Here is a 6,816-nt window from a genome sequence, read left to right as displayed (position 1 = left end):
CACATGAAGGAGATCATCGCGGAGGCCGACTACGCGATCTCCGGGCAGGTCGGCGTTTCGGCCGATGTGCTGCGGGCGGCGAAGAAGCTGAAGCTGCTGCACAAATGGGGCGTCGGCTACGACAACATCGATATCGCCGCAGCCAAGGAACTCGGCATCACGGTGGCGCGCACGACTGGCTCCAATGCCGTGCCGGTCGCCGAATTCGCGCTGGGCCTCACGCTCTCGGCGCTGCGTTTCATCGCTTATGGAAATGCCGAGCTGAAGCAGGGGCATTGGGCCACCGGCAAGCTGCCGGGCGACACCTTCATGCTCTCGGGCAAGACGGTCGGCATCATCGGCTTCGGCGCGATCGGCCAGAGCCTGGCGAAGCTGCTCAAGGGCTTCGGCTGCACCATCCTCTACAGCAAGCGCCAGCCGCTCGATGCGGCGACGGAAGCCGCGCTCGGTGTCCGGCATGCGTCGCTGCCGGAGATTTTGGCACAGGCGGACGTCGTCTCGCTGCATTGTCCGCTGACGCCGGAGACGACCGACCTGATCGATCTGGCGGCCTTGAAGGCGATGAAGAAGACGGCGGTGCTGGTCAATGTCGCGCGCGGCGGTGTCGTCAACGAGACCGACCTGATCGCGGGGCTGAAGGCGAGGGAGATTGCCGGCGCGGCCATGGACGTGTTCTCAATCGAGCCGCTGCCGGCCAACAGCGAGTTGCTCACGCTCGACAATCTCGTGGTGACTCCGCACCTTGCGGCAATGGCCGCCGATAATTTCGTGCCGACGGTGAAGCGCATGTTCGACAACATGGCGCGTGTTTCGCGCGGCGAGCCGGTGCCAGAGCGCGATCTGGTGGTGTGAAAGCGGACGCTGTCGATGGCAGGAACGGGTCGAAACGCCACCCCGAGGCGCGGGACGTGAATGTCCCGTTGCTTGCGATGGTCCAATGTCCCGTCATGACGCATTCAGGAGTGAAGCGGATGTGCCGTTCGTATGCGCGCCATTCCAGGCGCAGGTGATCGGCACGGCCGTGGCGGTTTTCCTGCGTCAGGCCGATCGATGGCGCACGCTCTCGCCAGTCGTGGTACTCAGCGCACCACCGCCGTCTGCACGCCGCGTTCGTACAGGGCCTGATTGAACAGGCCGCTCAACGCTGGCGCCTGAGGAAAATCGCCGAGCTCCACCTGATAAGCCAGCAGCTCCTCGGTCGCCTTGCGGATCTGGGCGGGGTCGTTGACGAAGCTCACCGCTGGCGAGGCGAGTGCTCGCGTGATCGTCGCCTCGGCGACCAGGTCGCCGCCCAGAGCAGCAAGCACGAACGGGGCGACCTTGGCCGGCTCGTTGCGAATCCGCTCGGTCGCTCGATGGAAAAGCCCGACGAAGCGTTCGGCCACCTCCGGTTGGTTCTTGATGAGAGCGCCGGAGGCTGCGACGACGACGCCGGGAATGTTCGGGAACATGTCCGGCGAGTTGACGATGCGCTTGATGCGCGGGTCACGCTCGGACACCAGGGTGGCCGAGGGCTCGAGCAGCGTGCCGCCGTCGACGGCACCGGTCAGCATGGCTTGTTGAACGACCTCGATGCCCATGTTGACGATCTCGACATCGGCGCGGTCGACCTTGCCGATCTTCCAGAGCCAGTGGTGGAGGGCAACGGTCGGCACGCCGCCCGGCGGAAGCGTGCCGAGCTTTGCCTTGCGACCCGTCGCGACGCGAAACGCCGCGAAGGCCCTGGCTGGATCGTTGGCGTTCTCGGCGAAGGCCTTGGCGAGGTTCGGGCCGGCCATAAAGGCCGTGCCGCCGACCGCTGCGGCTGCGATGACGGACGTGTCCAGGCCGCGGGAACGAGCCACCGCAACCGGTGCGACGCCGATGACGAGAATATCGATCGTGCCGGAGGCAAAAGCCTGGATGGCGTTCGGGCCGGAGTCGAATTTGTTGAGCTTCAGATCGAGGCCGGCATCCCGTGCCGAGCCGTCACCGGCGAGGACGAACAAGGCACTCGCTCCGATGACCGGTACGTAGCCGATGCGCAGGGTGGCGCCCTGGGCGAAGCCGGGGCCAATCCCGGCCACGGAGCCGGCCGCCAGAGCAAGCAGGGTTCTACGGTCGATCATCTCAGGTTCCGCTTCCGCGCGACCTCAGGGCCGAGGCAGCAACTCCGCGTTATCGCACCGGAGTAGGGGGCATTGCTTCCAAATCGCGATGCCGGGATAGAATGAAAGCGCTGCCCCGGCCATGCGATGCGGAAACAGACTTCTCTCGCCAACAGGCGTAGCGATTGGCCGGCGCGAGGGGCTGTCGGCCATAACGGCTTCGGTCGTCGGGCAGGTTTGCGCGAGACAGGAACGGTACAGCCGTCTGTCGAGGGCCGGACGGTGTGGCGCTCAGGCTGAGCGTTTCACCGGCACAGGCGGGTCGAACTGGCTGGGAACAGGATCGAGGCCCAGTCGGTCGCGCAGCGTCCCGTCGCCATATTCGCTTCTGAACAGACCGCGCTTGCGCAGCAGCGGCACGACCTCGCTCGCGAAGATGTCGAACTGCGCCGGCAGGATCGGCGGCATGACGTTGAAGCCGTCAGCTGCACCCGACGTGAACCAGTCCTCGATGATGTCGGTGATCTGCTCGGGTGTCCCGGTTGCGGTGAAATGGCCGCGTGCTCCGGCCAGGCTGTGCAGCAGACCGCGCAATGTCGGCCGCTCGCGCGCGACGAGCGCGGTGATCGACTGGGCCCGGCTGCGCGAGGCCTGGACTTGCGAGGGATCGGGGAAATCGTCGACCGACAGAACCTGATCGAGCTCGAGATGCGAGAAGTCGTGGCCGCCGAAGCGGCTCGACAGCCTGGCGAGCCCGACGCTGGGATGCGAGAGTTCGTTCAGCTCCTCCCAGACTCGTTTCGCTTCCGCCTCGGTCGAGCCGATGGCGGCGCTGAGGCCGGGCAGGATGACGATCTGGTCGGGACTCCGGCCGACAGCGCGCGCCTGCGTCTTGATGTCCGCGTAGAATGCGATCGCGCTCTCCTTGTCCAGATGCGCGGTGAAGATGGCCTCGGCGTAGCGCGCGGCAAAGGCACGGCCGTCGGTCGAGGCGCCGGCCTGAACGAAGACGGGGCGGCCCTGCGGCGATCGCGGGATGTTGAGCGCTCCCGCGACGCTGACATGGCTGCCCCGGTGACCGGCGCGCCGGACGCGATCGGGGAGGGCGTAGATCCCGCGCTCGCGGTCGTCGACGATGGCGTCCCTGGCCCAGCTGTCCCAGAGCTTGGAAACGGTTTCGACGAAGTCGTGGGCGCGTGCATAGCGCTGGTCGAGACCGACCTGGGAAACCTGACCGAAGTTGGCGGCCGCGCCCGGAGCCCAGGACGTGACGATGTTCCAGCCAATGCGGCCGCCGCTGATGTGGTCCAGCGACGCGAACTGGCGCGCGAGGTTGTAGGGCTCGTTGTAGGTGGTCGATGCCGTCGCGATCAGCCCGATCCGATCGGTCAGCGCAGCGAGCGCGCCCAGCAGCGTGATCGGCTCCAGCTCCCCGCGCGCTGCGTGAGCGAGCTCGTCGCCGAGAGCGAGCTGGTCGGCGAAGAAGATCGAGTCCAGCTTTGCCGCTTCCGCAGCAAGCGCGAGATCGCGGTAATAGGAAAGATCGCTCAGTGCCTTTTTCGTCGAGGCGGGATGGCGCCAGGCCGTCTCGTGGTGACCGCGGCCGTTGATGAAGAGATTGAGGTGAAGTTCGCGTGCCATGGCGGGTCAATCCTGCTCGGTGAGGTCTAGACGGCGTCTGAGAGGCCCAGCGCTGCGAGCAATTCGCCGCGCAAGGCCTCAAAATTGGGATCCTTGAGGCGCGGATGCGCCAGAATGACGGGCCGGTCGACAATGATGCGGCCAGCCTCCATCACGAGGACGCGGTCGGCGAGCTTGATCGCCTCGTCGACATCGTGGGTGACCAGCAGAACCGTTGGCTGATGCTGGCGGATCAGGCGGAAGAGCAGCTCATGCATCCTGATGCGCGTCAGTGCGTCGAGTGCGCCGAAGGGCTCGTCGGCCAGCAGCAGGCGCGGCTGGCGCACCAGCGAGCGCGCCAGTGCCACCCGCTGCTGTTCGCCGCCGGAGAGCGCATTCGGCCAGGCGTCCTCGCGCCCGCCGAGCCCGACATCGGCGAGCGCCGAGCGGCCGCGCTCGTCCGCATCCACCGCGCGCAGGCCGAAGACGACATTCTGCAGCACAGTCTTCCAGGGCAGCAGCCGGGAGTCCTGAAAGAGCACCGAACGATCGGTGGGCACGCCGATCCGGCCTTCGCCTTCGACGCCGTCGTCGAGGCCCGCCAGGGCCCGCAACAGCGTGCTCTTGCCCGAACCGCTTTTGCCGATGAGCGCGACGAACTCGCCTGGCGCGAAGTCGAGTGAAACGTCGCTCAACACCGTGCGGCCCGAGAAGCGGCGCGTGACTCCGCACAGGCTGACGGCGGCGGGCACATGGCCGTGCGTCAGGCGGAGGGGATGGGCCGAGGCGTTCATGACGCCAGCGCCTTGCGGTAGGATAGCGCCCGGCGCTCCCAGAACCTGACCGCGAAATCGGAGCCGAGGCCAAGGATGGCGTAGATCGCGAGGCCGACGACGATGACATCGGTCTGGCCGTAGTCGCGGGCGCGGTTCATCAGATAGCCGATACCCTCGGTGGTGTTGATCTGCTCGAGAACGACGAGCGCCGTCCAGCAGGTGGTGACGGCGAGCCTCAAGCCGGTGAAGAAGCCCGGCAGCGCGCCGGGCAGCGCGACCTCACGCAGGAACGCTCCGCGGGAAAGCCCGACGCTGCGGGCGAGCTCGACATGGCGGATATCGATGCCTCTCAGCGCTGCATGGGTGTTGATGTAGATGGGCACCAGCACGCTGGAGGCGATCAGCGCGATCTTCATTGCCTCTCCGATGCCGAGCCAGAGAATGGCGAGCGGGATCAGGGCCAGCGTCGGCACGGCACGCTTGATCTGCACCAGCCCGTCGAGGGAGGCCTCGCCGATGCGGCTGAGGCCGGCCGCGAGCGCCATCGCAAGGCCAAGGGCAACTCCGATGCCGAGGCCGAGATAGGCGCGCTGGGCCGAGGCGAGGAAGTGGTCGGCGAGCGTGCCGTTGCTCAGGAGCTCGATGCCCGTCAGGACGGCGGTCGATGGCGCGGCAAGGAATTTCGGGGAAAGCCAGCCGATGCTCGAGGCCAGTTCCCAGATGGCGACCAATGCGATCGGGCCGAACAGGATTCCGCCCGGTGGCAGCCGCGACGGCGCGAGTTGCGGCGACCGCGGCGCCTGGGTTCCGGCCGAGCCCGCAGAATGCCCGCCGGTTTCCGCGCCGGCTTGAAACCCGGTGGCGTAGGTGATCAGGCTCATGGCGTCCATCCGTTCCGACCGGCGCGTCAATTGGTCTTGGCGGCGATGACCTCGTCGAAGCGCAGGTCGAACTCCTCGCGCGCATCGAGCCGCTTCGGCAGATCGCCCGCCTCGTGGATCACGTCGATCAGCGACTGCTGCTTGGCGATCAGGCCGGCCAGCAGCGGAAACTGGAAGTCGCCTTCGGACTCGACGATCTTGCGGCCGTCGGCCGGCTTCAGGTTCTGGCGCTTGACGTAGTAGGCGTCGACCCAGGCGTCGACGTTCTTGTGCGACCAGCGGCTGGCGTCGATCCAGCCAGCAACGAATTCGCGGATCGCTGCGGCCTTTGCCGGGTCATCGAGAGCTTTCTGGCTTGCGTAGAGGTAGGTCAGGCTCTTGGGAAGCCGGTCATTCTGCTCCTTCGGCAGCGCGCTTGCGCCGCGATCGGCGAAGTCGGCGAGGTAGCGAGAGAAATGCGGTTCGTTGAGCGCGGCCACATCGACCTGGCCGGTCCGTATCGCATCCGGAAAGTCGGCGGCTCTCAGGGGTACGAGCTTGACATCCTTGCGGGTCAGCCCGGCAAGCTTCAGCGCGTTCAGCACGAAGGGCTGGCGTCCAGTGCCCTCGCCATAGGCGATGCTTTTGCCCTTCAATTCCTCGAGGCTGTTGATCTTCAGCCCGGGACGGACGGCGAGGAAGTAATCGGTCTCGGAGGAGACGCGCGCGGCGACGATCGGGATCCGTTCGCCCGCCGCATGCGCCTGGATCGGCGGCGTATTGCCGACGGTGGCGAGATCCAGCGCGCCGGCGCGGAAGGCCTCCAGGATCGCCGGGCCTCCAAGGAAATTGGCGTAGGTGACGTTGCTCGACAGCTTGGCCTGCACGCCCGAGGCGCGGATCAGCGTCTGCAGCGCCTCGTTCTGATCGGCGACAACCAGCTTCGTGCCGGCGGGGATTTCCTTGGGAAGGGCGTCCTGCGCCGCTGCCCCGCCAACCGCGCAAGCCAGAAGCGGCAGGGCCAGCGACGCCTTCAGCAGGGTCCGGCGGCTGGCATCGAAGCGTTTCGCGAGATCGGTCGCGCTGACCATATCCGTCCCTTTCGCAGTATTTGCCGTGCGGCGTCCCGAAGACGCGGCGATCGTCAAATTCTGCAAAGGAAACGTTCGTTAAGTCAAACAAACGTTCTTTTTAATATACGACGCAGATGCGAAGAACGTTCCAAACCGAAGGGTGGTTTCGGGAATGAATTGGCCCGCCGCGGTTCCGTGGCCGGGTTTCGATCTGATGCATGGCGGGTTTTTTGGCGATGTCCGACGACGGCACGATGGCGGCCCCCGGTGAGGGCGCTGTCGAGATCGGGCGACAATCGACACGGAGATCCCAGGAGCCAGATCACTGTCCACGATTCCCGGAGCACGCCGGCCAGTTCGAAGGCATCTGGCTCTCCAATGGGCACGTTGCCGAAATCAG

Annotated in this window: 6 protein-coding genes; 1 reads left to right on the top strand and 5 read right to left on the bottom strand. The window is 66.3% G+C overall.

Going from position 1 to position 6,816, the window contains the following annotated elements; genetic code table 11:
- A partial coding sequence (locus tag AC1DNE_RS26300) for a 2-hydroxyacid dehydrogenase (protein WP_476841274.1) occupies positions 1-852 on the top strand: 852 nt, incomplete at its 5' end.
- A gap of 227 nt (positions 853-1,079) precedes the next feature.
- Here the strand turns inward: AC1DNE_RS26300 and AC1DNE_RS26295 are convergent.
- The 5 genes from AC1DNE_RS26295 to AC1DNE_RS26275 all read right to left on the bottom strand — a co-directional run bounded on the left by AC1DNE_RS26295 (position 1,080) and on the right by AC1DNE_RS26275 (position 6,434).
- Positions 1,080-2,108 (bottom strand): ABC transporter substrate-binding protein, encoded by a 1,029-nt coding sequence (locus AC1DNE_RS26295; RefSeq protein WP_476765258.1) that lies wholly within the window; start codon positions 2,106-2,108, stop codon positions 1,080-1,082.
- Positions 2,109-2,378: 270 nt separating this feature from the next.
- Positions 2,379-3,728, bottom strand: coding sequence for an LLM class flavin-dependent oxidoreductase (locus tag AC1DNE_RS26290; RefSeq protein WP_441469048.1), 1,350 nt, complete (start codon positions 3,726-3,728; stop codon positions 2,379-2,381).
- A 26-nt stretch (positions 3,729-3,754) separates the two neighbouring features.
- Positions 3,755-4,501: an ABC transporter ATP-binding protein gene (locus tag AC1DNE_RS26285; RefSeq protein WP_476765256.1), complete on the bottom strand. Its 747-nt coding sequence runs from the start codon at positions 4,499-4,501 to the stop codon at positions 3,755-3,757.
- The gene (locus AC1DNE_RS26280) at positions 4,498-5,364 is read right to left on the bottom strand and encodes an ABC transporter permease (RefSeq protein ID WP_476765255.1); all 867 of its coding nucleotides are present in this window, start codon (positions 5,362-5,364) and stop codon (positions 4,498-4,500) included. The genes AC1DNE_RS26285 and AC1DNE_RS26280 overlap by 4 nt, the downstream gene beginning before the upstream one ends.
- 26 nt (positions 5,365-5,390) lie before the next feature.
- A complete protein-coding gene (locus AC1DNE_RS26275) occupies positions 5,391-6,434 on the bottom strand; it encodes an ABC transporter substrate-binding protein (protein ID WP_476765254.1) in 1,044 nt (347 codons plus the stop codon).
- Between the last annotated feature and the right edge of the window lie 382 nt (positions 6,435-6,816).

The sequence above is a fragment of the Allobosea sp. 05L423 genome, assembly GCF_056397745.1.
Note: the sequence above shows the minus strand (reverse complement) of the source record. Positions and strands in the feature narration are given on the sequence as shown.